This window comes from Dyadobacter sp. HNCC25DJ186 (assembly GCF_056895235.1).
Window position 1 is genome coordinate 1 of the sequence record NZ_JBXHAS010000011.1, and the last position, 25,561, is coordinate 25,561.

Consider the following 25,561-nt stretch of genomic DNA (forward strand, 5'->3'; position numbering starts at 1 on the left):
AATTTTTCCTTGGCGGCTGAATTTACCAAAATTAAATCCTGACACAGTTCAGCGTACACTCCCGCATAGGAAAATCCACGCCCGTCAACATTGCCTCTCCAGCACTTAAAATTGGTAAAAATGATAGCGCACTCTTATTCGCTTCGGAACAAGCATATTCAATTGCTTCTCTATCTTGTTGATTGATTAAACGATGCACTATAAAGGTTCCCATTTGACTTAGAACGCCTCTGGGGATATCTCTTGGCATTTGTGTTGATAACACAAGAAATAGACCAAACTTTCGACATTCCTTTGCGATTCTTTCAAATGTATTTAATTCTACTTCGATTGAATATTCATCTTTTACTTTTTTGTTTAAAAACAAATGTGCTTCATCAAGAAACAATAATAGACTCCTATTGCCATCTTTAAAATGTCGATTTATTGCCTTTTCTAATAAAAATCTACCAATTGCATTAACTAAAATTTCTTTTAAATGATTTTCCGTTGAAACTTTTTCGACCGAAATAATTAGAACATTTTGTTTGTTGTCATCCTTTAAAAAAAGTTCTAGCTCGTCTGTTAGCTCTGTTGCGTCATCGTTTTTTGAAAATCCAAGAACTGATGAAAAATTACTATTTTTAAGTAAAGAATTAATTCTACTTATTAAAGAATGGCAGTTTCCTAAATCTCGTTCGTTTGAATTACCATAGTCAGTTGAAAGGACTTTTCGCCCACTAATCAAAGAATCCTTATTAAGTTCGTAAGCAGCTGGGAATTCATAAACACACTCTAAATGAATTTGTCTAGCCAAATGATTTATATCGAAATTGCAATTTTCTAGTTGTACGTTTGGATAAAGTAATGAAGCCTTAGAGAATACCTTTCGACTCTGATTTTGCTTAACAAAACATTTATTACTGCCGTCTTTATCCACAAATGTCAAAATGTCTTTAATTATTGGATCATCTTTTATGTTAGTAACATCTTCTTCAATCAATTTTCGTAGTCTTAGTGTCTTAATAGAATCTTGAAATTTAGGAAGTTGTATTTGTCCACCTGGACGAAACATAGCAATCAAATCAGACTCTTTCATTCGTTTGTAATCGAAATAGACTTTGGCATCTAGGTCGTTGAATGACAAATACTTGATGCGATTGTTTCCTTTTGCTAGTAATTCATATTCACCAGTTGCATCGATGAGCACTGCCTTTCCATTTTTTAAAACTATTTCTTCAATTAATTTAGCGACAGTCCAGCTTTTCCCTCCACCAGTTGTCCCCACGACAGCGCAATGTCGGCCAAATAACGCTTGCGCGGACACTTCTACAATACGACTAGCTTCTCCTGGAAGCGTCGCCAGAGAAATGGTTTTTTGAGAAGTGTTATCTTTAATTCCAAAATTTGCAAGGAGTGATTCCAAAAAGTCGTTTGAACAAAGAAAAACCTTTGCACTAATAGGAGGTAATTGATCAAGACCTTTTTTTGCCTTGAGTTCATAATTGTCAAAACAAAGCAAAATCTCCACTCTTCCAGTAGGATGAAAAGCTTCCCTATCAAACTTGCTTTCAGTTAACTCTAATCGCTCTTTTTCAGGTAGAGCTATTTCAGTTATTTTCCCAAGAAAACCGCTTCCAGAACCTTCTATAATAACATATTTTCCAGTTAAGGCGTGAAACCCTTCATCGGAATGATAAAATCCCTTAAGAAGAACAGAAGAAGGGAAATGAACTCTTGTGATAAGTGGTGAGACCATAGTCACAAATCCGATGAAACGGTTATCAGCATATGGATTTGCTGGTGGGTTATTTGTCCTCATCAGAAGAAATATTTTTGAGGTTCCTATTTAGTTCTTCTAATAAATCAAATCTTCTATGCGCAAGATTTTCTGGATACTCTCTTGCAAAATCTTCGAAATTTTCGCCAATTAAGGTTACCCGACTTTGGATGTCACATATTCGGTGAAGCTCTTTTTGGTATTCTTTTGCATCTTCATCTCCATTGACAATTGCTGGATATGTAAGAGCAATAAGGTTCAGAGATGGGTTTTGTTTAATAGATTCGAGTATAACGGATGATATGTGTTTGTCAAAAAAGCTGAAACCAATAGTAATTAACAATGTGTTTTCTGTTCGTAAAGTTTGCTGAAAGCGAGCCATCATTTCAAAATACGGTTGCTCATATGAATGTTCATACTTACTATCTTGTGGAAAAATCATAACTCGTTCTTCTACTTTTATATCACTTCCATCAAACTGCTCGATCTCTGATTCAGTGCTTAATCTCCTCCAATTTAAGGAGCCATGCATCTTGAATAAATAGAATAACTTAGCAATAGTACTGTCTTTTTTGTCCTGGCGATTATGGCGTGTTTCAATGATGTCGTAGTCGAAATATTTTCCGTTAAAGACACGGGGACTAGAAAAGGTAAAACCGTCAATTACTGTAAATTTTTCAACCGCCGCTGCTTGTTCGAACAGAGTATCATAATTTAGTGTAAACACTTTAACTCTTGGAAACTTTTGCGGCCTGAGTAGTACTTTGTTTAAAAAATGTAAATGAGGAGCATTTTCTGGTAACGTTAGCGTACACTTTTCAGCAATAAATTGCCGTGCTTCTTTTATTGCTTCCGCTAATGGTTCGGAGGGTGAAACAATATTCTTCATCCCAGCATTTGAAAGTAAGGTTTCTAAATCCTTCCCAAAACCATTTTCAATAATATTTCCCTCCCGATCTAATTTTGCTGTCTCAGTTATTAAAAGATTTAAGCAATCCTTCTTTTCAGATTCCATTAGATCCCAAAGTCCTTTCATTGTCTGTCCTTTATTTACAGTTCCAATGTCAACGGAAGATCCCGCTCCGCTAAGGACAACGACGTTCTCAATATCGTTGTATTTCTGTTGAAGTAACTGTTTGTAAAAGGAGCGCTTTTCCTTGAGTACAAAATCCTCTAATAGGATTTTGGGTTCATGTGGACTTTTGTCTTCTGCTTTCAACGCAAACCCCTGTTCATCTGGAATATAGGTTTCGAGACTGCCGCTGCTACGTGTAACTTGAACTTTTTCATACTTTGATAACTTAACAGTTTGAGTTGCATGCTGTTCGATCGAATCTGATTCTACGGGAGATTTATGTTCGTTAACTGTCTCTCTTGCAGTCGTTTCTGTCTCTACCGCGCGCGTCGAAATATTTTGTTCAGTATTTTCTAAGTTTTGAGTTTGTTCCACACGAGTTGTAGCGACAACTGTGATTGTAAGTTTCTTATTTTTCAGAAGGGTTTGAATCATTATTTTAATTTATTAGTCAGATAGATGTTGAGGACATAATAATTTTAGATATCTAAATATAACTTTTACTGTTACTAATACTATTAAAAAAAGTTTTTTTGTGAAAAATATAATGGTGGTGACGATGTATCAGGGTTCAATTTTGTGAGGTTGATGAAGGGAAATTTATCCTTGGCTGCCATTCTAAAACTATTTCTCAAAATGATTCCCGCTTCTCAAGCCCTCCCAGTTACACAAAATCACAAACTGCGCCCTTTTAAGTTTCAATGTAAAAAAAATGGCGGTCCACTTTCTGATGCCGATGGCGTGGGTGCGCCCTGACTGTACCTAAATAGACCTGAATAACCCTTCCTTTCGGGTGTAGGATTGGAGCCGCAGGAATCTATCTTTCCCATGACCGGTTAGTGCGCTGTTTTAGGGACAATGATTTCTCTCCTGCTGTGAATTTAATACCTCTTCAACAAATCCTTTTTTTAAATTTCACCCCGCCTCTAAATATAAAATTTCACACCGACATAACAGATCATATACACAAATCCGACACTGATACCTATCGAAAACATGGTAAAATTCACTGTTTCAAGGCTGAAAAACCGGTTTACGCCTGAAATAACAAAAATCAGAACAGAGTTTCTAATCGTAATACTGATGAGCACCGGCACCAGTTTGTTTTTGTAAGGTAAGGTCTTCATAATAGAATGAGAGAATCAACTGTTAACCATTGTCAAAGAGATATTTGCAGATAGTAACCCAATGAAAATCATGAATCCGGTCAGCGGTTCGTCGCAGGACTGGATCATTGTATCGATAAAGCGGCAGCATACAGGTTGAAATCACCAAACCTTGCAAAATATGCACCAAAAGCTCTTTGAAATTAAAAAATGTTAAAGTAAAAGTTCGTGGTTTTTGCATAAACAGATATACGTGTAACATTCACAAGGTAGTTTCAAAAATAAAATTCTAGAAGCTCAGCTTGAAAGGGTAATCGCAGGATAGCAAAAGGTAAACAACTACATTAAAAAAATCAAACCGCGCCGAGTCACAACCCATTTCCGTCAACCCATTCTCCTCACCAACCAAAAACCTACCCAATTCCTTGCATCTAAATATTCACAAAACAGACAACCCGATCCCATATTCGCACCATATTGACAAACGTTTGAATTTTAGAAAGTTGAAAGAATAAGGTACCTGAAATGTTGCCCCTAAAACAAACCCAGCTGCACAGGTTCGGCCAGTACCGCTTTCAGTTCAATACTGTTGCGGTCGGCAAAGTCCATTACGGGTACTTTGGGGTTAAGCCAGTGTTCGTGTTCAGAAGGATCGAGCACCACCAGCATCCGCTGACCCTCGTTTTTAATCTCCTTCATCAGTTCGTTGCCTTCTGTGGTACAAATGGTGTAACAGTATGTAACAAAACCCGTTAGAGGATCCACCCACTCATTAAACAAACCAGCGCAGCAGAAAATGGAATCGTCGGGTTTGGTGACCAGGTATTTCGTTTTTTTACATTTGGGGTTATTCACATCAGCCCATTGCCACTCATACATGCCCGTCATCGGCACAATACAGCGATTTCCAACCTTGGTTTTAAATGATACCTTGTCCTGAAGCTCCTCGATTTTGGCGTTCAAACAATTATTTCTTGCTTTTTTTGCCTCCTTGTTGTTTTTCCCCAGCCCACGAAAATTGAGATAGTCAGCCAGCAGGCCCCACTCGAAATACTGAATGAGCTTAGGCTCGTCCCACCTGACGATCGGATAATCCGGATTCTCAAAGCCGTTAAATTCCTTCTTTGGCATAAAACTGTCTTTTTGAAGGAATTCCGCGTTTACAGCCCTTTCAATGTCGTTCTCTTCTACGGTTAAAGCGGTATGGTAACACATGGGATATACAATTATTTCTGCGCTAAAAATATGGGATTTAAGTTGATTAATTTACGTTGCTTATGTATTTATTGAAAGAGCTGGAACCAAGACCTTAATTCATAAGGGCAACACCTGTCCGGCTGGGATCTTGAAACTTCCCTGTAAATTGGTATCGTTAATCAGTAGCTTTCATTTTCTGTCTATGGATGGTTAAACAGAAAAGTTGTAGGGTCTGTCTACATTTGTAATGTACTGATATTTTACGGTCCATTTTTTAACGAGATAAGGGAACTTTTGAACGGACGCTATTCTTAAAATTAAACGCTCGAAAACGAATATCATACCGCATGCGAACAAAACTGATCACATGAAACACTTCATACTTATCACACTGCTGCTTCTCCTTACGGAAGCATGCTTCGCGCAGGTTTACAGCCACGGCGGATTGATCCGGGGAAATACGACGCAGAAGCAGATTGCGTTGGTATTTACCGGCCATGAATATGCGGATGGAGGTTATGAGATACTGAAAAGTTTAAAAAATGCGAAAGTAAAAGCATCCTTTTTCCTGACGGGTGACTTTTACAGAAACAGCGCATTTTCGGATTTAATCGGGCAACTGAAGCGTTCAGGGCACTACCTCGGGCCCCATTCCGATAAACATTTACTGTACTGCGCGTGGGAAAAGCGCGACAGTCTGCTGGTAAGCAAGGCGCAGTTTGTGACGGATCTGGAAAACAATTACAGGGCCATGGAAAAGCATGGCATCCGGCAGAAGGACGCCAGGGTTTTTATGCCACCATACGAATGGTACAATGATTCGATCAGTGTATGGGCCGGGGAAAGGGGCATCACCGTCATCAATTATTCACCGGGCACCTTGTCTGCTGCCGATTACACCACACCAGACCTTAAAAACTACCGCACTTCGGACCAGATACTCCAGAGCATTCTTGCTCTGGAGCAGAAGGAAACACTCAAAGGCTTCATATTGTTGGTGCATATAGGCACGGCTCCCGAGCGAACCGACAAATTTTACAGAAAATTACCCGCGTTATTGGCATTGTTACAAAACAAAGGTTATACTTTTGAAAAAATAAACGCCCTTACCCCATGAATCTGCTGGCTCTGTTACTCCCTCTTTTCCTGATCAACCCCTCGGATAGTGCTGTCCATTTCAGAATAAATCAGCTGGGTTATTTCCCGGACGAAACGAAGAAGGCGATTGTGTTTTCTAAGACTCCCGTAGAAACCCCGATTGAACTTTGGATGGGAAATAAACGGGTTCTGAAGGCAAAGGCTAAACCGGTGACCAACGGCAACTGGGGAACGTTTGATCATTATTATGAATTTGATTTTTCGAAAATAAGGGAAACAGGCGATTATTACCTGAAATCAGGAAAATCAGAAGACCGTTCCCAGCCCATCCGTATCAGCCGTGAGGCATTTGAAAACCATCAGGAAAGCCTTCTGGAATTCATGCGGCAGCAGCGTTGCGGCTACAACCCCACGCTGGATGTGTATTGCCATCAGAAAGACGGTCTGAGTTTTTACGGAAGCATGCCCGACAGTTCGAAGGTGGACATTTCGGGCGGCTGGCACGATGCCGGGGATCAATTGAAATACCTGATCACGACCAGTTACGCCACCGCACACATGCTGAAAACCTTTGAGCTCTATCCCGACAAGTTCACGGACCAGTATGATGCCCTGGGACGCAAAGGGAAAAATGGAATTCCTGATATCCTGGACGAAGCCAAATGGGGCCTCGACTGGCTGGTGAAAGCGCATCCCAACCCTAACGACATCATTCACCAGGTGGCAGACGACCGCGATCACCGGGGCTTCAAAATGCCCGACAACGACAATTCCGATTATGGGTGGGGACAAAACAGCTACCGGCCCGCTTACTTCGCCGATGGAAAACCGCAGGGACTCCATAAATACAAAAGCCAGGCAACGGGCGTATCCAACGTCGCCGGCCGATGTGCCGCAGCGTTTGCCATAGCGGCCAGGCTGTGGGTATATGATAAGGCTTTTGCAGAAAAATGCAGGCAAATGGCGGTTTCGGTGTATGCGCTGGGAAGAAAAAAGGAAGGATATCAGCAGGGGAATTCCTATGGTGCTCCTTACCGATACAACGAAGACACCTGGAATGATGACATGGAATGGGGCGCTGCCGAGCTTTACAAGCTAACCAGGGAAGCCGGCTACCTGGCACAGGCAGAAACGTACGCCCTGAAAAGCAGCAATGCCGATTCGTGGATGGTGCGCGACACGGCCGATCACTATCGCCTGTACCCGTTTATCAACATGGGGCATTTTGTATTGCACGAATTTGCCGATAAGACATTACGGAAAAAGCTGGAAGGATTTTACCAGGAGGGTATTGCCTATACCTTAAAAAGAGGCAATAAAAACCCTTTTCAGATCGGGGTTCCGTTCATCTGGTGCTCCAACAACCTGGTAACCAGCCTGGCGGCGCAGGTCATACTTTACCAAAAAATGACCAAAAGTAATGCATACAACGATTTTCTCCTCGCGCAGCGCGACTGGTTGTTTGGCCGGAATCCATGGGGTACGTCCATGTTTTCAGGTATCCCGGCCCACGGCGAATATCCTGCGGCCGTGCACACCAGCCTGTACATTTTGAAAAACATTCAGATCCCGGGCGGACTGGTGGATGGGCCGGTGTACATGTCTATTTACAAAAGCCTGATTGGTATAAAACTAACCGGCCCCGACGCGTTCGCGGCCTTTCAGAATAATCATGTAACCTACCACGACGATACCGGAGATTACAGTACCAATGAACCCACCATGGACGGAACCGCCGGGGCACTGCTGATGATGGCGCACTGGGGGAAGGCCGGTAAGGAGAAGTAGGGGACCGAATTTCAAACATTGAGTGTCGATCTTTTTTTGCACACCCATTGTAAACGCCGATAAAATCGACTACGGTAAATCATAACCAACAATTTTCCTTAACGACCTTTGATTCCAGGAGCCTATCAGCTGAAATCTGGGACACAGCTGGAACATATAAGGCGGAGTGCACCTATTGGCAGAAATGCCTTCAACGATAACATCGAACTTCCATCAACGAAACAGGGACATTTGGATTGGAACCTGAAAGACGTATGTTCAGAAGCTTTGTACTAACCGGTTTTTCCAGTGTTATGGTTCTTCTGCTCAGGTGATTATTACTTATCGTGCCAATGACCTGATCATCGCTGTTAGTAACTTCTACATCCGTTACACAAAATGGCATCACTGTTTCAGGATGAACGAAAATCACGTTTTCCATTGGATGATCGTAGTCAGTGTCAAACACCAATTCGATACGAGAAACGTAAGTAGGCTCCGCCCAGCTGATTGTTAATAGCGGGTCTCGGTCGTTCAGGTCGGCTGCCCATGCATTCGGCTGGGAAATTGGCCGATGATAACCGTTTGTCAGGTTTTTGGTTTCAAAAACCTCCAAAGGTGGACTAATTTTCATCGCTACGTTACGACCTTCCGGACGCCGCTGCGGACACCAGAATTCAAACGTATCCACGCCAATATCTCCGTCCGGCTCTTGTTTTCCAAAATTCGAAACGGCAGGATTAGTAGCATTGAAAAGTGAAACAATACCTGATATCCGGTTCCCGGAAAACTGTAACTTTACATCTTCGTTTTTCATAAAACAGACAAATGCGTAGCAGGGCTCATCAAAATTTGAATGCCAGTCGCTGCTGATTTCCTGTTTTCCTTTTGTTACATAAAATTGCTTTGTTTCCAATATCACATCAGGTGTATGATTAAATGATTTGCTGCTTTTTCGCAGTTCCACCTGGAAATCAGTTTCCTTTTCAGCTTCTACCCAAAACGAAATTGCAGGCATTTTTCCGGGAGAAACGGGAAGCATTTGCGCCACCGAATCCTTAACTGATGACCAGAAATCGGAAGGCGAAAGTGCTCTTAGTTTCAATGTGGACGATGCCGTAATCTGAATAGCCTGATCGACCAGGTTTTCAGAATCTGAAACTTCGGTTTGAGGAAGATACTGTCCAGCCCGCCAAAGTTCGAGCTGAAGGTCCTTTAAATACGACTGCCCGAGTTGACGCGGAGAACAGTTTAATTTTTTGCATAGCGCCGCGGCTATGCCAACAGCTTGTCCGCCCGCGGCAGCCGTCGCCATCACGCGTGTAGAGGCAAACGCGACGTGCGTAGCACTGATAATTCGTCCGGCTATAAACAGGTTACTGATGTTTTTGCTGTAATAACAACGATAGGGAATCGGATAGACCCCTTTGCTATGCCATTGATTGCAGCCCGACTGATCGCTGTAAACGCCATCTGCGGGATGAAGATCCAAGCTCCATCCGCCAAATGCTACTGTATCTTCGAATGCTTTTTGCTCTACTATATCCTGTTGTTTAAGCATGTAGTCGCCTTCAAAACGACGACTTTCCCTCTTGCCTGGAATCGTACCGACCCACTCCAGGGTCATGTTTTCAGCCTCTGGAAATGATCCTGAATTTTTAATATAATTCCAGGCACCGTAAATAACCTTCCACAATTCCCATTTAATTTTTTCGGTATCATGCACCGTATCAAGCCTTCCTCCATATTCCAGCCACCAAAGCCGGCATCCAAAATCTTTGGGATTGAAAGTCTTGTATCGGGGGATTTCGGTAATGTCCTGTAAGGCAAAAGATGGTGGGATAAACTTCACAGGCCGTCCGACATCCTTGGAATAAAAGTACATGGAATGTCCCAGCAGTTCTCCGTAAGATTTATCCGGAGCAAATTTTTCACCAAACTCTTCACTGGATTCTGCGCCCATGCGAAAGGCTGCACCGGAAAGAAATCCGACAATTCCGTCGCCGGAAGCATCACAAAAAAGTGGTGCGGATAACGTGTATTGGGTGCTGTTCTGGCTGCAGAAAGCGTATAAAGTGGTAATGATATCTTGGCCTGGGCTGCCAGCCGGATTTTTATCCAGATCGTATACGCTGGTGTTGAGCAGAAGCGTGATGTTCTTTTCCTCCACGATTTTCTCCAGCAAAATCGTGTCAAAAATCAGGGGATTACCGTCCGGGTTCCGGTATATATTTTCCAGCATAATCTCATCGATCACGCCACTTTCGCGTGCCCAGCGGTTATTGTTACCCATGTGCGAGGTTGCTCCCAAAATCCATAACCGGACTTCGCTGGAACAGTTTCCGCCTAAAACGGGCCTGTCCTGTACCAGTATAACCTGTATTCCGGCTCTGGCAGCAGTAATCGCTGAGCAGGTTCCTGTCAGTCCGCCGCCAACAATGACCAGGTCAGCACTGAGGTTGATCGTCTTAGGTGTTCTTTTATAGGTGTACTTTTCTTTTATCATGATTACTTCAAATCTAAAATCTCGTCAACGATCTTAAAACCAGTTGGTTTGTATATGCTCATGTGAAGGTTCTTATCAAAACCTGTTATTGGAATGATTATCTCTTTGCTTTCTCCCGGACGCATATCAGCAATTGAGATTTTCTTGCCTGCGACCATCAGATAGTATTCTTTAATGGCATAAGAAGGAAAATCCTTGCGAGCTGTCACGCGCACTGTAATTTCATGTTCCCCCTGCTCACCTGATTTAAAAGACACTTTCTCTAATGTTACCGGCGCCATTTCACGCTGATGGGTTTTATATGCGGGGCGTGGTTCCCGATCCGGGCCCACAATTCCCCAGGGCCTGTAACCGTTTGGATTTGTGCCGTGAAACCTGCTTTGGTAGTCATTAAACGTCCACCAGGAAGCACCGATCACATAATTTCTTTTCCGGATCTCTGCTGCAATTTCGGATATGTGTTTCGCCTGATTGACCTCGCTGTCACCGAAATGATGTTCTTTCAGATCATTTCTACCCAGCCAGTTTTCGGGTTTATTGTCGGCCCGGATGCCCCATTCACTGATCAGGATCGGTTTTTCAGGATAAAGTTTATGAATGTGATCCAGCACTTTAGCGTGATTTCCGTAGGTATTTGTACTTACAAAATCAACGTACTGGCTTGCTTCATCTTCTGGTTTTTCCGGTAAAATATTCAGGCGCATGCTGGCAAAAGTATAGAGCCGCGTACCATCCAGTTCTCGCGCATAGTCAATCATGTCCTTCGTCCAGCGCTGACCAGCGGGCTGTTCGGACAAATATTCGTTACCGACACTGTACGCGATAATGCTCGGATGATTCCAGTCTCGCTCGGCCATCTCCCTGAACTGAGAGCGGAATTTCGTTCGCATCGAATCGTTATCCATTTGATTGGGCGTAAGTTGCCAGTTACCGGCTTCGCTGATAATCAGCATACCGTATTTGTCGGCCAGCTCGTAAAAATATTCGGAAGGCGTGTAATGCGTCAGTCTTTGAAATTCCATTCCGGCTTCCTTCATCAGTCTGAAATCCTTTTCTACAAGCCAGTCTGGTTCGAGCGATCCCAGGCCGGGATAGTCCACAACGCGGTTTCCGCCGGCCAGCTTCAATGATTTTCCATTCAGCAGTAATTGCGTGTTTTTAATTTCTATTTTCCTTATGCCAAAATGGGAAGTGATGGTGTCGGTTCCAACAAAAGCTCTTAACTGATAAAGATTCGGATCGTCCAGATTCCAGAGCTTTACCTGGGTTGCGGTAAGCGTGGTTTCGGATTCCAGTATACCGGTTTGCCCCGCCGGAATGCTTGCTAATTTGTTTTTCCAGTTTAAAGAAACAGGATTACCCCTGAACGAAACGGTATGGCTTGACCCGGCGGAAACTACCTGCTTCGACGCATTTTTAATTCGAAGTTTTGTTTTTATTATTGCTGTCCCTTTTTCAAGATCAGGCGTCGCCTCAATTTTGATGTTTTCGGCATACACTTCCGGTTCAATGGTTAGGTAAACCGGGCGGATAAGCCCGCCGTAATTAAGCCACCCCATAAAAGCATCATTGACCTCGTTGTTATCTTTTGAGCCGGGAATGGTACCGGGTTTCCAGGTATTGTTATTCACGGAAATGGCCAGCAGGTTATCCCCGTCTTTCAGGAAGTCGGTAACATCAAAACTGAATGGTGTGTATCCGCCTTCATGGTCGCCCACTTTGTGATTGTTGAGCCAGATGTGGGTTTTGTAATAAGCGGCATCAAAATGCAGGATGACCCGTTTGCCGCTGGTTGTTTTCCATGAAAAGGGCTTTCTGTACCAGACCGTTCCGGTATAATTTCCGTAACGCGGATCAACAGAAAAGCAATGCGGGACCGTCACTTTGTCGAACCGGTTGCTTTGTGCTACCTTATCCATAAACCATTTACCAGTCACGCCCATATCACCAGGGTCTAGCGCAAACGACCATTCTCCATGCAACGGGATGGCATTTTTCTGTCGCATGGCGTATTGCGAAATGGCAGATTGTGATAAGCAAAAAATCAGGATTAGAATCAGTATTAAAGGATTTCGTTTCATATTGGTTGAGCTCAAATTGATTTTTTTTTAGGCATTAACAACTTCTGGTTCCACCTTTATCTTTTTTGAAGCGTGGTAAGGAATGAAGGTTGCAATAAGGACAACTGTCGCGATAACGGCTGTTACCATGGCTCCGGACGTTGCGAATGTGCTGAGAATAAAAAGCATCACTGCCGTGAAAAGCAGCGCAGCAGCAATGACGCGCAGCCCAAACCGGTTTTGTCGTCTAATTTCCGTGGCCTCTTCCACGCTGGCGTCTATCAGATTATCAATCCTTTTTTGTTCACGGGAAACCAGATACAATTGGTATTCTTCTGCAATAATCCCTTTTGAGCGGGCCCAAAGTTCATAAGTCAATAACAGCAGAAGCGGAAGCCCCACGCCTACAATGGTTTCCATGCCTCTTGACAATTTGAAATCAAGCAAAAGAGGAGCCAGTACCTTAAAAAACAGGTTCACAGCAAGCCCTACGCAGGTTACCCAGAGCGTTACTGTACTATTCAGCCTTTTGGAAAATAAAGCCCAGAGTGGGGGAGCAAGCAAGGGCCCGCCGGAGATAGCGGATATACTCAGTACAACTTCCACAATCCCGCCAGCTGCTGGCACCATCAGCGCAATACCGATCATTCCCAGACCAAAAAACCATGATGAGGTACGTGCAACTGTGATCAGCTGCTTATCTGATGCGGCAGGATTGATCATGCCTTTGTAAATGTCATTGGTAAAAACAGCCGAAACAACATTAAGAGCGGTGTTGGCGCTGGCAGAAGTAGAGAAATACATGCCTGTCAGCATCAAACCCAGTAATCCAGGAGGCAGAACGAGCTTGCAAATCATCAGGTAAGCATTTTCGGTATCCAGGCCGGTCAATGCCGGATTTATGGCCTTGTAGATCATGGGAGGAAACATCCAGATCACGGGACTGATCAGGTATAATCCCGCGAACAGGTAAGCTACTTTCTTGGCTGATTTTTCACTGTCAACACTTGTATAGCGCTGCACCATCGTCCAGTTTCCGCCTATGTAACAAATGTGATAAATAATAAAAGCCAGCACAAAACCAAAGGTGTACTCACCGTTCAGCAAATTGAAGAAATCATCCGGAACGTTGTTCGTGAAGCCTTCCCAGCCTCCGACGCGGTCGAATGACAGGGGTAACAAGATGAAAACGGCTGCGCATAAAACCACAAATTGCAGTATATCCGTCACCATCACAGCCCAGAGTCCGCCAACCGCAGTATAGGCAATCATAAACAATCCGAGCCCGATTGTGCATGGAACAAGCGGAAGGTCCAGCGAAGCGCTTACCAATCGGGCTACGGGATAAAGGACTGAACCTTTGATAAATACAGAAACAAGGGTGAAAATAAATATGTAGGTTTTTTGGACGGGTAGTCCAAGCCTTTCACGAATGAATTCAGCGGCTGTAAGTGCACCTGTCCTTTTCCAGCGCGGAGCAAGATATAATCCCGTTATCAGCGCGCCGATACACATCGTCCATTGAATCGTAATGGCCACCCAGCCGTGTTTATAGGCTATGGAACCCCAGGCCACAAAAGTACCTGCCGAAAAGAAACTCATAAATAAAGACAACCCCCCAATAAACCAGGGGACGGCTTCTCCTCCTGCAAAAAACGATTTCAGATTTCGTCCTGTTCTGGCAAAGAGCAGTCCGATCGCCAGTACAAAAGCGGAAAAAACAACAATGACAATCGTATCAATAGTGGTATTCATGGGTGGGGTATAGGAGTTGACTATTATTTTATTCAAAAGTGATACGGTAGGTTTCTATCCCAAATTCATTTAACTGAAAGGAAATTGCCTGGTTAACACTTGCAATCGTCCCGCCCGATTCTGCCCTGAACATTGATTTTATTTTTTTTCCTGATGCCCACTTTTCAGGATCAAAAGAGATTTTTCCGTCAGTCGGTTGAGCGCGGTTGTTTAGAACTATAACAAAAGCCTCCTTGCCGTCAAGGCTTTCGGCCAGGATCACATCCGTTACCGGCGGATTGCCCATAACAAAACCTTCCTTCAATACGAGTTTTGCTTTTTTGCCATAAATAGTTCCGGGGGCAAACCCGTATGTCTGATGTGGCCCGACCTTAGGTGTCACAAATCCTCGCGGAAATGTCACTTTTCCGCCTGATCTTAGTTCGGCTTCAGATAATAAATAGTCTGTGATCCAGCCGACTTGCCACCAGGCATGGTGCGGATACGGACCGGCCCCTTTGTTCATCGCATTCCAGTAATAAGAAGCGACGCTCGTTTTGCTGTCGACAAAGGCATCTCTTCCGATGGCGGCAGATCGGGCCATATCAGCAAACATGTGCTCGCCCGTCAACTGAAACATACGAATGAACATACCTGCATGACTTGCCAGTTGGATAGGCCCTTGACGCGTTGCAGATCCAAAAATGCCTCCATGTTCAAAGCTAAGTCCTGTTTGGCTGATCTCCCAGTCCTGCCTATCGGTGCCATTTACATTCTTGATTTTGGTGCTGGCTATCGGGTGCGTATATATGGACGCGGTGTATATTTTTGCGCAGGTAATGGCTGCGTCCTGGTATTTTTTATTTTTGGTAAAATCATAAAGATCCAGAAAGGCCTGGGCGGATTGTCCTGTTGCAAAGTCTGGCGCGTAACGGGCATCCCCGCATACGCCAAGGAAAGCGCCGGATTCAACGGCATTCTTAATCATCCAATCTGCTCCTTTTTGCGCTGCTTTCAGGTATTTTTCATCTTTCAGTATCCGGTAAGCAACGATCATACCGTAAAAAGTAGGGCGAACGTCTTTTATATCCTTGAATATTTCCTGCTCTGTGTTACGGTCGTAAGCAATTGCCCAGCTGCCATCTGCGTTTTGCCAGTCCAATAGTTTTTCTGCACCGAATTTCAGTCGTTCTCTTAGCGTAGTATTCAAAGGGTCAAACAAGAGCATATTGCCCATGTCCAGCAAGACGTAGTAAGTCAATGCAATTGGCTCGACGACCTCGCCCCATTCTTCAACAAACTTTTTGCTTTTGGTTAAGTAATACTGACCTTCCGCGGCCCCTTTAAAAAAGCCGTTTTCAGTTTGCTGCTGAACGAGTTTGAAGTTTTCAGCGGGCGGCAGTACTTTCTGGGTTAATTTAGGATCATTGGTGGCATTTGCCAGCATCCACATTGCACCATAATCCGCATTTTTCATGGCGTCTTTATTGGAACCAACCACACCGCCGAGGTAAGATTGTGCGCCGATCGGTTTACCTTTGAATTCCTCGATATTCCATAGCGATGTTTTTGGATCCGTCAGATAGTGGTGCATTTTTTCAATGCGGTCAGTCAGGGATTGTCTGCTCTGACGCAATGCGAGTGTTTCTTTAAATTTATAAATATCATTAGCGGCGTGTTTGATTGCAGCGAACCAATCATCCGCAACTAAGCTGTACCGGAAAGAATAACTGATTTGCTCTCCGATATTTCTTTCCGATTTTTCCTCCCCCAGCACCGGATAATACAGTGTCGGCGAAAGCTCTGCTTTCCGGTTCATGTGTGATAAACCCAGATGCCAATCCGTTTGGGTTATTTTGCCGGATAACCAGGGATCCCGTGCCAGGCCAGGCTCGGGAATCACAGACATGGTAATGCCATTTGTCATGCTAACCAGCGGGCTGAGCGTAGAAGCGCAGCGTTCTCTGTAAATTACAGGCCGACTGGGAATCCCATGACCGTATGCATAAGCCAATGCAAAATTTTTCTGCATGAAATTTCCCTGAAAGTAGCCTGGAACCGATGCCCAGGTCGTATTTTCCGGAGATACAGAAGCAAGGGTAGGAGTTGCCAGGGAGAAAAAACCTTTCTTTTTCGGAATCAAGGTCAGTGTAACTTTTAGGTCAGTAGGAAAGTCAGGGTCCAGTTTCCAGACGGCAATTACCGTTGCCACTTCGGTTTCCTTTTTGAATTCAATTTCATCTGTGTTAACCGAAACAGCAGACGGAAGAAAGTGGTAAGCTTTCCCGGCCGTGTTCAGGGAAACTTCGGTAGTGCTTTCTTTCCATTGCACCTGCTGGTAATGATAACTGTCTTCGGGGAACTTGCCGCCTGTTATTTTTTCAAATGTTTCTTTGGGTTCCGACGAGGGTTTTGTTTCACTGTAAAGCAAAGTATATTCTCCGGAAGGAACTGCGATTTCAACCCACTTTCCATCTTTTTTTACCCGCACCTGATGCACATTCCAGTCACGTTTGTTGGCCCTTGCCCAGCTTATCTGGATATGGTCATTCTTTAGACTGGCGGGCAAAGGGCGCTGTGCCGCAGCCTGTGCCAAAACAACAATCCATAGTGACAGGGTAAGGTGTAATTTCATAAAATCAGATTTTTTATTCCGTCAGTATAATATGTATTCAGTTTTCCAGCTTCATCGGTGTAAATCATATACACATCAATGTCTTTTCTGTTGCCCAGAAATTTTTTGGTTTCTTCCAGTCCCATGACGAAAAATGCCGTGTCATAACCATCAGCTGTGATCGCGTCTTTGGCAAATACGGTAACGCTCAGCAGTGCATTTTGCTCCATGGAACCGTTTCTCGGGTTAATGATGTGGCTAAAAACCTGTCCGTCTATTTCAAAATGATTCCTGTAATTACCCGCAGTCGTCATTGCCCGGTTTGTCAGTTGGACGGTGGTTAGCAAAGAATCAGATTTGAAAGGATGCTGTATTCCGGTCACCCAGGGTTTACCATTGTTTTTTAAACCTTTGCAAAAAATTTCACCACCTATTTCAACCATAAACCGGTTCACGCCCTGATTTTCAAGAAACGAACTGATTACATCCACCGAATAACCTTGTGCTATGCCATTCATATCCAGCCTTACATTCGGTATATTTTTTCGGATAGAAACTGAATCAAAATGAATATGGTTGAATCCAACCAGCTTCAACAGCGAATCGATGTTAGCATTTTCAGGATTCCCGATCCGTTTTGGGCCAAATCCATAAGCCTCAACCAAGGGCATAATGGTAGGATCAAAAGCACCATTTGTGGCCTGATATACTTCTTTTGACTTTTTCAGTACCGGATAAAAATAAGGCAAAACAAACTTATGCGACCCAGACCGGTTAAATTGTGAAAGTTCCGAATCGTTGCGGTACAGCGACAAACATTTATCAAAATCCAACAGAACAGATTCAATCGCTGATTTAAAATTTCGGTTATTTTGATCAAAATACTTGATGTTCCATGTCGTTCCCTGCGCCTCACCGCTCAGGCTGATCATGGGTATATCGTCAGGAACAGTTGTCCCTTTCAAGCCGCATAAAAGTTGAAAGGCGATGATCAGCGAAAAACTTGTGTTCATAAGAATCAATAAAAATTGCTTAGGGTTGCGGAGCCAGGGTTTCACCTTTCAGGATTGCCACCAGTTCGGGTAAATGATGCTCATACACACCTCTTGGCGTTGTTTTGTATTTTGCTGCTAATGATGCTGCAAAGCCGACAACTTCACCCATCATCCCGCAGGTACGCATTACACGAGTACTTCCGAAAGCCACATGTGTGGTGCTGATATTTCTGCCGGCCATGAACATATTCTGAATATTTTTAGAATAAAGACAGCGATATGGAATTGTGTAAGGCGCGACCTTAATGTGTTTTGTACTTGCAAAAAATTCCTGTCCTTCGAAATATTTACTGTTTTTAGCATCTGGAAAATGAAGATCAATGGTCCAGGTTGCCGTGACAGAGCCATCCGGATAAAACTTGCCTTCCTGGATGTCCATCTGGTTTAAAACGTGGTCACCGATAATCCTTCTGGATTCTCGTTTACCGCCGATATAAGCAACCCAGGCAAGTTCTGATTTTGCATATTTTTCTTTCTTATGGTTTTTCAGGTACGACCAGTTTCCGTAAATCGCGCGCAGGTTGTGATCCCGGATTTGTTCTGCCTGCGTAATGGTATTGAAGTTTCCGAAACCCGTTTCCCATTCCCAGTCGGCTTTGCCTTTATCGATGTGGTATTCGTCTGAAAACTGCAATGCCCAGGGTGTTTCCGGGAATGAAGACATGCTGTCTTTTTCCAGTGAAGCCCACAGATTTGATGTTCCCAAAGTAAAATTATCCGCTTTTTCAGCAGCCAGGGATTCGCCCGTTTCAGTCTTGCTTTCCCGTCCCATCCTGAATTCGGCCCCAGCCAGATAAGCCAGTGTTCCGTCGCCTGTGCAATCTGAAAAGAATGAGCCTTCAAAGCGCAGTTCCTGATTGGTTCCGATGTTGCGGCCAATTACTGCGGTGATGATATCGTTTTGTTTTTCAACCTGATAAACATGCGTATTCAAAAAAAGCGAAATATTTTTCTCGTCTTTTACAATAGCAATTTTTCTCGCATCACCATATTCTTTCGCATCGGGATTTCCGTTTCCAGGATCTCCATTGTCCATTTCTCTCACGATCCTACCCAGTTTGGGATAGTGGTTTTTATCAACATCACCCATCAGATGCACCCTGATTTCAGAACTGTTATTTCCGCCCAGAACAGGGCGATCCTGTATTAAAGCGACTTTTAAACCCAAACGGGAAGCTGAAATAGCAGCGCAGGTTCCGGCGATGCCACCTCCTACTACGACAATATCAAATTTTCCTGCTGAGGACGGTTTATCAGACAGATTAAGCTGTTTTTTTCGGAACGCAGTAAGGCCTTCCAGGTTGTTGGGTGGCGTGAATTTAGGTGCATCTGTAAACAAAATGGCATCGCAGCGGCCATTGAAGCCGGTAAGGTCCTTGATAGCCAGTTTTACCTGATCGCTTTTAATGTCTGTCTCGCCGGCATCGTACCACTTCCATTCGTCCGATCCGCTTTCTCCGAAAATCTGCTTAATCGGGTTACCATCAATGGAAACCTGAAATTTTCCCGGTCCTTTGGGAAAAGGTGCCCAGTCCTTAGTCCGAACCCAGATGTGATACTTCCCGGTTTTAGGAAATTTGACAGTCGTCGTCGCGTCCTTCACCGGCCGGCCCATGCCATGCGCCATCAGGTATGAGGAGCCCATCACCACGAAAGATTGCTGATCGATCACCCAGCCGCCTTTGTTTTCAAATGATTCTGTTTCGACAAAAACGTGATTTTGAGCTGAAAGACTGGCGCTGAACAGCATCAAAATGATTAATAAGATATTCATCTTCATTAGGATACAGAGTTTAGTTTGTACTTGATTTATATCGTTGCATACGCTTCTTGATTTCATCTTCCTCGTAATTTTGCTTTGCCAGAATAGTATATACTCTGGCCGTATAATCTGTATTTTGATGCTCTAATTGGCTGGCCAATATTTTCAGGGTCCGGGCTGGTAAATTTGGCTGTGCTGCAAGCAGATCGAGCATCAATTCTGATTGTTCCTGATTGGCAATAATCGCCTGATCAGCAATTCGCTCCGTAAGTGTTTTGCTTAAAGGAATACTTGTCAATTTTTTTAAAATAGCGATCTGCAAAGGGTAGGAGGCCGGTTGAAATACGTCCCAGAGCCAGTTTTGTCTGTTTGGATCTTTAAAAAAATCAATTCCTGTCTGCTGCAATGCGGTTCGTGCCGTAAATATGTTTTTGCCGCTGATCACTTTTTCAATATCCTTTTCAAAAGGCTTTCTGACCAGGCCGTTTTTGACTACTTTTTCCATTGCCCAATACTGATAATGATGGTTGCTTTCAGTCAGAAACCGATGTAGCAGTTCGTCAGTAATATAGGTTTCCGTAATCTTTTTCATTTGATGAACTGCCTTGCCATAAGCAATTTTCCATAGGGTGAAACAGGTATAGACTGCGCCATCGATCACCTCGTTTTTGATAGTCTTAAGTGTAGCACCCGTTTTTGCATCTACCGAATCCGATAGGTTATCTGTTCCTTCTGTGATCAGGTCCTTCATTTCCAGATCGGCAAAAATAGAGTTTGGCCTGGCCAGGATGTCCTGGAGTTTCTGGTAATCTTCAGGTTTGAACTCGTCATGGTCAACCTTGGTCAGGATTTTGCCTTCCGGCATCTCATATCTGGTATAATTTCCAAGCAAATCCCAGTAAAAATTAACATGTACCGGTTTGCATTCGTTGGTGTAGCAAACCGGCGTAAAAATGTTCCTGAAAAAATAGAGTGGCTTTCCGGATTCATCCAAAGCCAGCTTGATCATATAACTTGTCGTATCATTTTCCCGGAAGAAGAATTCCTTCACTTTGATGTCCTGGGCTGGTGTGGCATAACATTTCAAACCTGCCAAAGCAAGACAGACAAAGGGGAAAATCCAAACATTAAGTAACCTCATCGACTATCAGTTTTAATTTCAGCATTCCCTATCTTCTACTTCCAATCCGGATTTTGTTCAAGCTGTGGATTGGCATTGATCTCATCCTGCGGAATCGGGAAATACTTGTGTTTGGCCTGAACAGGACGTGCAGGATACACCGTGTTCACGGCTTTTGTAACTACGGCCATAAATTTGTCCGTTCTTGTCAGGTCATACCACCGGTCACCTTCCGCAAATAATTCCCATGATCGCTCCTGTATTACCGCATCAATGAAAGCATCTTTGCCGAGCCCTTTGGTCAACTCGGTAAGACCCGCCCGGGTGCGGATGGCGTTAATGTATTCGTAGGCTTTTACCGATGGGCCGTTCAAACGTGCTTCTGCTTCGGCTGCGATCAGGTAAATATCTGCTAAGCGAAGGATGGGTATGTTCGGGATCAAACCAGTGCTGGAAACGGGGTCCTGGTATTTTTTGATTAAAACGGCATCCGTTGTGATCGGAGTGATACTCTTTTGGGGAACCCATTTTCCCGATCGGTCCAGATATGTTGTATCCAATAATTGTCTGCGTTTATCCTTCGGATCGAAGGAATTGAAAAACGACATGTAGGCGAACATTGATCCGAACGATGTCTTGGCATATTCCACCCCGGCACTTCCCACCGGTCCGGAAAGACCTACAAGCTGGTGGCTCGTGCCCGGTGTGATAGGGTCAGCTTCAAAAGCCCAGATGTTTTCTTTGCGGGCCTCGTCTTCTTTCAGATAGCTGAACACATCCATCACATTCGGGATAAGCGCATATTTTCCTGACGTGATCACGATCTGCGCCTTTTCCAGCGCCTTGGCCCAATCTTCATTATAAAGTGCAGCTTTGGCATACAGTGCATCTACAGCTTCTCTGGAGGGACGACCTTTTTCATTGGCCGGGTAAGAAGGCAAACCCGCTTGTGTAGCCTTATCCAGGTCGTTGTAAATTTGTTTGTAAACATCCGCTTTGGAGCTTTTTGGGAAATAGGCTTTGGCTTCTGTTACGCTCGGTTCTGTTTTGATCACCACGTCGCCGAAGTTTTTAGCCAATGTCCAGAAATAGAAGGCCCTCAGGAAATAAGCCTCACCGATGATCTGGTTTTTACGCGTTTCATTCATCGTTGCATCGGGTACTTTGGCAATAATCCAGTTTGCCTTTTCTATTCCGCTGTATGAAGAAATCCATAGTTGCTGCGGAGACTCGTTCGTACGGCCAGCGCTTTTCTGAATGGTATAAGTCGGTTCTACCGTAAAAAGTGTCAGCGAATTACGGCCAACAACACCCCGGGGATATATCTGATCAGCGCTGTAATCGGGCACCATCGTTGCCGCCGGACCGCCGTATAAACCGCCGAGTGCGTCGTAAACGGCCAGAAGTCCTTTTTCAGAGTCGGAAGCTGTTTTATAGAAGGATTCTACAAAGATCGAAGAGTAAACTTCTTCTTCCAGCTGGCAGGAACTAATCCCGAATGCAAGCGTCAGAAGGGGAATAATATTCTTGAATGAATTTTTCAAAAGTGTCATATTACATTTGATTTAGGGCTCTTAAAAAGTAAGTTGAATACCTCCCAAAAAGGATTTCGACTGTGGATAAACCAGGTTGTCAATACCAATGGTCGTGTTTGAACTCGCGTAGGTATTTACCTCAGGATCAAAACCGGAGTATTTCGTGAATGTGAACAGGTTGTTGCCACTCACATAAATCCGAAGCCTGCTTAACCCCTTAATGTTTGGAAGCGTATAGCCCAGCATCAGGTTTTTAAAGCGGAGGTAAGAACCATCTTCAACCGGATATGAAGAAATTGGCAAGCGGCCGGCTACGGCTGGGCTTACGTATTGATTGTTTGGATTTTGAGGTGTCCAGCGGTTTTGAACGCCTTGAAAGAGATTTCGCTGGCCCAGTGGATTTTCGAATGACAGTCGGCTGATGTTGTAAATATCATTTCCTTGTGTTCCCGAGAAAAAGGCGCTCAAATCAAATTTTTTAAAGGTAATATTTGTTGAGAAACCGTAAATGAACTTCGGGTTAGGATTACCCGTAATCATCTGATCTGCGGAATTGATCACACCATCATCGTTAAGGTCTTTCACTTTATGTCCGCCTAACCTGCCGTCGTAGCCAGGAATAATTGCCTCACCGCTTTGATTGATGCCATCGAAAACATAGGTTTTGAAAACACCAAGCGGCTGCCCGACTTTCAGAACAGTGTAGTTTGTGATAAATCTTTCGTTGGTTGTGCCTCCGTCCAGATCGAGTATTTTGTTTCGGTTAAAGGTAATATTGCCATTGATACTCCATTTCACGGGCCCGTCCAGTAGATTGGCACTGGCTGCGATTTCAAGTCCTTTGTTTTCAAGAGAACCGTAATTTCCGGTTATGCTGCTGTAACCAGATGAAAGCGGCAAGGTTTTGATATAGAGAAGGTCATCAGTCTTTTTGATGTAGTAATCCATGATCAGAGAGATGCGGTTGTTAAGCAAACTTGCATCAATACCAACGTTGGTCTGTGTTGACTTTTCCCATCGAAGATCCGGGTTTGAGATCCCGGAAGGACGGATGGCCGTAAAGTAGGTATGATTGATGTTATAACCACCGCCAGAAGCTACGGTCGCCAGAGATTGATAAGGGTCAATTCCACCTGCGTTTCCTGTAATCCCGTAACTGCCACGAATTTTTAAGTCAGAAAGCCAGGAAAGATCCTTCATAAATGGCTCTTCAATAATCCTCCATGCGGCAGATATGGCAGGGAAAAATCCGTATTTATGGTTGGCTCCGAACTTGCTTGAACCATCCATACGTGCGGTAACGTCAATAAAATACCGGTCCTTAAAACCGTAATTAATCCTCCCCATGTAAGAGTCAAGTCGCTGCATGTTCCGGCTGCTTGATATGGTCCTGTTCAATGCCAGTTGGAGTGCTTCGTTTTTAGTGGCATCATTCGGAAAGCCGGTTGCGTTGATTTGGTTGTCGTTGTATTTCTCTGTCTGCGTTGCAAACAAACCGGTGAATTTCAAGCTGTGGTTTGCAGCGAATTTAGTACTATATGAAAGCACACTTTCATGCAGAATGCCTAAGAAATTGGAATTAAACTTGGCAGCAGTTCCCGAGTTATCGTTACGGTCTTTGACGGCAATGATAGAAATGGGTAGATAAGTATCGTAAAGTCTCGAATCCACATCCGCATTAAAGGACGCTCGGTAAGTCAGGCCAGGCAGGATGGTATATTCTCCATAAAGGTTAATCAAAGCTCTTTTAATGTTGCGCTTGCGCATAATGGAAGTATAATTCAGGGGATTAATTACCTCCCGGTATTGTCCGTTACCCTGTTCTGCAAATGGGAAAATAGAGCCATCTTCTTTATAAGGCTGTAAAGTCGGAGGCGCACCTATTGCTGCGCCCAGAACACTTCCGGTTACGACACCGGCATCACCAACAGTGGTACTTCCGGCCTCAATTCCGTTATTTCTTGAAAAACTGCCCATTACGCTCGTCCCCACGCGTAGTTTTTTGCTGACATTGTGATCAACATTAAGGCGGTACGTAAAGCGTTTGAAATCCGAATTTATGATCACGCCATCCTGATCAAAATAATTGGCAGAAAGAGATAATTGTGTCTTCTCTGAACCGCCGCTGATGGTAAGCTGATGATTTTGGATCGGTGCTTTTTGGAAGATTAAGTCCTGCCAGTCAACGCCTTCTCCAAGACTTGCCGGATCCGCATAAGCATTGTTTTTAAAAGTTTCGTTTTCCAGCTGAGCAAACTCCGCCGCGTTCAATACGTCTAGTTTTTTTGTAACCTGCTGCACGCCGTAATAACTTTCCAGCGAAACGTTCGTTTTACCTGCTTTTCCGCGTTTGGTCGTGATCAGAATAACGCCATTCGCTGCGCGCGCCCCATAGATAGCAGAAGCAGAGGCGTCTTTTAAAACTTCTACAGATTCAATATCATTGGGGTTAATTGTAGAAAGAGGGCTTATATCATTAATTCCGCCACTGTTTGATATCTGGATTCCATCAATTACATAAAGAGGCTCGGCGTTCCCGTTAATAGAATTTGTACCGCGGATTCTCACGCTGATATTACCGCCAGGAGAGCCTGAATTCTGGCTGATTTGCACACCTGAAACACGGGATTGCAGCCCCTGCGCTACATTCGTTATGGGCAATTGGGTGAGTTCATCTGATTTTACAGAAGCTATGGACCCAGTGGTTTCAATTTTCCGCTGCGTACCATAACCCACTACTACTACTTCTTCCAAAGCTTTCGTATCCGATTTCAATTTGACATCTACTCTGGAGCGGTTGTTGATGCCGATCTCTTCCCGTAAATAGCCTACAAATGAAATGACAAGCGTGCCTGAAGCGGCAACATCGAGTGTGTAAAAACCTTCAACATTCGTAAGCGTACCCTGCTGCGTGCCTTTTACCGCTATACTTGCACCAGGAATTCCTTCGCCTTTTTCGTCTGTCACTTTGCCGGTGACGGTGCTGGTTTGTGCCAGGCCATCCTGTAGCAGAACCAGCTGCAGGCACATCAGTAAAAATAAACCGAGTAATTTTTTTAGCATAAATAGAAAGGATTAAAACGTTTAATATTGAAATAGTACCAACGCTCACAGAAATCGTCAAAATATTTAAATTCAATTGCGAGAATAAAAAACTGGCTAAATGGCCGTTT

15 protein-coding genes are annotated in these 25,561 nt (G+C 43.9%); 2 read left to right on the forward strand and 13 right to left on the reverse strand.

Annotation, left to right across the window (positions count from 1 at the left end):
* Positions 1-31: 31 nt before the first annotated feature.
* From AC1XUO_RS24360 to AC1XUO_RS24375, 4 genes are all read right to left on the reverse strand, one after another.
* The gene (locus tag AC1XUO_RS24360; RefSeq protein ID WP_483332443.1) at positions 32-1,801 is read right to left on the reverse strand and encodes an ATP-binding protein; all 1,770 of its coding nucleotides are present in this window, start codon (positions 1,799-1,801) and stop codon (positions 32-34) included.
* Positions 1,788-3,269, reverse strand: a complete 1,482-nt coding sequence (locus tag AC1XUO_RS24365; RefSeq protein WP_483332444.1) for an SIR2 family protein — start codon at positions 3,267-3,269, stop codon at positions 1,788-1,790. The genes AC1XUO_RS24360 and AC1XUO_RS24365 overlap by 14 nt, the downstream gene beginning before the upstream one ends.
* A 491-nt stretch (positions 3,270-3,760) precedes the next feature.
* Positions 3,761-3,961: a hypothetical protein gene (locus tag AC1XUO_RS24370; RefSeq protein WP_483332445.1), complete on the reverse strand. Its 201-nt coding sequence runs from the start codon at positions 3,959-3,961 to the stop codon at positions 3,761-3,763.
* A 513-nt stretch (positions 3,962-4,474) separates the two neighbouring features.
* The gene (locus tag AC1XUO_RS24375; protein WP_483332446.1) at positions 4,475-5,155 is read right to left on the reverse strand and encodes an SOS response-associated peptidase; all 681 of its coding nucleotides are present in this window, start codon (positions 5,153-5,155) and stop codon (positions 4,475-4,477) included.
* 349 nt (positions 5,156-5,504) lie between these two features.
* On the opposite strand from AC1XUO_RS24375, the gene AC1XUO_RS24380 reads away from it, so the two are divergent.
* Positions 5,505-6,254, forward strand: coding sequence for a polysaccharide deacetylase family protein (locus AC1XUO_RS24380; RefSeq protein WP_483332447.1), 750 nt, complete (start codon positions 5,505-5,507; stop codon positions 6,252-6,254).
* The gene (locus tag AC1XUO_RS24385; RefSeq protein WP_483332448.1) at positions 6,251-8,023 is read left to right on the forward strand and encodes a glycoside hydrolase family 9 protein; all 1,773 of its coding nucleotides are present in this window, start codon (positions 6,251-6,253) and stop codon (positions 8,021-8,023) included. The genes AC1XUO_RS24380 and AC1XUO_RS24385 overlap by 4 nt, the downstream gene beginning before the upstream one ends.
* Positions 8,024-8,213: 190 nt before the next feature.
* Here AC1XUO_RS24385 and AC1XUO_RS24390 read toward each other — a convergent pair whose 3' ends face one another.
* From AC1XUO_RS24390 to AC1XUO_RS24430, 9 genes are all read right to left on the reverse strand, one after another.
* Positions 8,214-10,508 (reverse strand): FAD-dependent oxidoreductase, encoded by a 2,295-nt coding sequence (locus AC1XUO_RS24390; protein WP_483332449.1) that lies wholly within the window; start codon positions 10,506-10,508, stop codon positions 8,214-8,216.
* Between the two features lie 2 nt (positions 10,509-10,510).
* Complete coding sequence (locus AC1XUO_RS24395) at positions 10,511-12,514, reverse strand: glycoside hydrolase family 2 protein (protein ID WP_483332450.1); 2,004 nt, start codon at positions 12,512-12,514, stop codon at positions 10,511-10,513.
* 102 nt (positions 12,515-12,616) lie between these two features.
* Positions 12,617-14,323, reverse strand: coding sequence for a sodium:solute symporter family protein (locus AC1XUO_RS24400; protein WP_483332451.1), 1,707 nt, complete (start codon positions 14,321-14,323; stop codon positions 12,617-12,619).
* A gap of 28 nt (positions 14,324-14,351) precedes the next feature.
* Positions 14,352-16,937, reverse strand: a complete 2,586-nt coding sequence (locus tag AC1XUO_RS24405) for a glycerophosphoryl diester phosphodiesterase (RefSeq protein WP_483332452.1) — start codon at positions 16,935-16,937, stop codon at positions 14,352-14,354.
* Complete coding sequence (locus AC1XUO_RS24410) at positions 16,934-17,929, reverse strand: FAD:protein FMN transferase (RefSeq protein WP_483332453.1); 996 nt, start codon at positions 17,927-17,929, stop codon at positions 16,934-16,936. Before AC1XUO_RS24410 ends, AC1XUO_RS24405 begins: the two co-directional genes overlap by 4 nt.
* 19 nt (positions 17,930-17,948) lie before the next feature.
* The gene (locus AC1XUO_RS24415) at positions 17,949-19,751 is read right to left on the reverse strand and encodes an FAD-dependent oxidoreductase (protein WP_483332454.1); all 1,803 of its coding nucleotides are present in this window, start codon (positions 19,749-19,751) and stop codon (positions 17,949-17,951) included.
* 13 nt (positions 19,752-19,764) lie between these two features.
* Positions 19,765-20,874 (reverse strand): hypothetical protein, encoded by a 1,110-nt coding sequence (locus tag AC1XUO_RS24420; protein WP_483332455.1) that lies wholly within the window; start codon positions 20,872-20,874, stop codon positions 19,765-19,767.
* A 35-nt stretch (positions 20,875-20,909) separates the two neighbouring features.
* On the reverse strand, positions 20,910-22,406 hold the full coding sequence (locus tag AC1XUO_RS24425; RefSeq protein ID WP_483332456.1) for a RagB/SusD family nutrient uptake outer membrane protein: 1,497 nt from the start codon (positions 22,404-22,406) through the stop codon (positions 20,910-20,912).
* Between the two features lie 21 nt (positions 22,407-22,427).
* Positions 22,428-25,451, reverse strand: a complete 3,024-nt coding sequence (locus tag AC1XUO_RS24430) for a SusC/RagA family TonB-linked outer membrane protein (protein ID WP_483332457.1) — start codon at positions 25,449-25,451, stop codon at positions 22,428-22,430.
* Positions 25,452-25,561 lie beyond the last annotated feature (110 nt).

Bases quoted from the DNA above. Each gene is read 5' to 3' on its own strand.
- AC1XUO_RS24405 (WP_483332452.1), bottom strand. From the start codon at position 16,937: ATGAAATTACACCTTACCCTGTCACTATGGATTGTTGTTTTGGCACAG.
- AC1XUO_RS24385 (WP_483332448.1), top strand. From the start codon at position 6,251: ATGAATCTGCTGGCTCTGTTACTCCCTCTTTTCCTGATCAACCCCTCG.
- AC1XUO_RS24400 (WP_483332451.1), bottom strand. From the start codon at position 14,323: ATGAATACCACTATTGATACGATTGTCATTGTTGTTTTTTCCGCTTTT.
- AC1XUO_RS24360 (WP_483332443.1), bottom strand. From the start codon at position 1,801: ATGAGGACAAATAACCCACCAGCAAATCCATATGCTGATAACCGTTTC.
- AC1XUO_RS24410 (WP_483332453.1), bottom strand. From the start codon at position 17,929: ATGAACACAAGTTTTTCGCTGATCATCGCCTTTCAACTTTTATGCGGC.
- AC1XUO_RS24415 (WP_483332454.1), bottom strand. From the start codon at position 19,751: ATGAAGATGAATATCTTATTAATCATTTTGATGCTGTTCAGCGCCAGT.
- AC1XUO_RS24375 (WP_483332446.1), bottom strand. From the start codon at position 5,155: ATGTGTTACCATACCGCTTTAACCGTAGAAGAGAACGACATTGAAAGG.
- AC1XUO_RS24365 (WP_483332444.1), bottom strand. From the start codon at position 3,269: ATGATTCAAACCCTTCTGAAAAATAAGAAACTTACAATCACAGTTGTC.
- AC1XUO_RS24430 (WP_483332457.1), bottom strand. From the start codon at position 25,451: ATGCTAAAAAAATTACTCGGTTTATTTTTACTGATGTGCCTGCAGCTG.
- AC1XUO_RS24395 (WP_483332450.1), bottom strand. From the start codon at position 12,514: ATGCGACAGAAAAATGCCATCCCGTTGCATGGAGAATGGTCGTTTGCG.
- AC1XUO_RS24380 (WP_483332447.1), top strand. From the start codon at position 5,505: ATGAAACACTTCATACTTATCACACTGCTGCTTCTCCTTACGGAAGCA.
- AC1XUO_RS24425 (WP_483332456.1), bottom strand. From the start codon at position 22,406: ATGACACTTTTGAAAAATTCATTCAAGAATATTATTCCCCTTCTGACG.
- AC1XUO_RS24390 (WP_483332449.1), bottom strand. From the start codon at position 10,508: ATGATAAAAGAAAAGTACACCTATAAAAGAACACCTAAGACGATCAAC.
- AC1XUO_RS24420 (WP_483332455.1), bottom strand. From the start codon at position 20,874: ATGAGGTTACTTAATGTTTGGATTTTCCCCTTTGTCTGTCTTGCTTTG.
- AC1XUO_RS24370 (WP_483332445.1), bottom strand. From the start codon at position 3,961: ATGAAGACCTTACCTTACAAAAACAAACTGGTGCCGGTGCTCATCAGT.